Here is a 323-nt window from a genome sequence, read left to right as displayed (position 1 = left end):
ACCCTACCTGAGGGTAACGGGGAAAACTTACCGCCGAGCTCTCCCACGGACGCTGCCTCACCGGATACATACGCTGCCCATGCACGCTCGGCAACCGCGCATCCCGCACACGAACACCGCGGCGCAACCCCCGAAACGCAGACTACACCGACCGCATGTACCTATGGATACGACCCGGGGGTTCGCACCGATTCTGTCGCGTCCTATGCAGCTGTACCAGGGGAACAAACCGACCGTAGCAGCCAGGGAGGAGAGGAACTATGAGCCTGATGATGCATCATAAGACGCGCGCCGCCGGTTCGTCTCAGAGAAAGGCGCGTAAA

The 323-nt window shown here is 61.0% G+C and carries 1 pseudogene; it reads left to right on the top strand.

Annotated features, from left to right (window positions below):
- Positions 1-264 (top strand): annotated as a pseudogene (locus HMPREF2554_RS11680) (type II/IV secretion system protein); the annotation flags it as partial.
- Between the last annotated feature and the right edge of the window lie 59 nt (positions 265-323).

It is taken from the genome of Rothia sp. HMSC071F11, assembly GCF_001809115.1.
Classification (GTDB): domain Bacteria; phylum Actinomycetota; class Actinomycetes; order Actinomycetales; family Micrococcaceae; genus Rothia; species Rothia dentocariosa.
The sequence above is the reverse complement of the archived record's forward strand: the minus strand, read 5'-3'. Positions and strand labels throughout refer to the sequence as shown.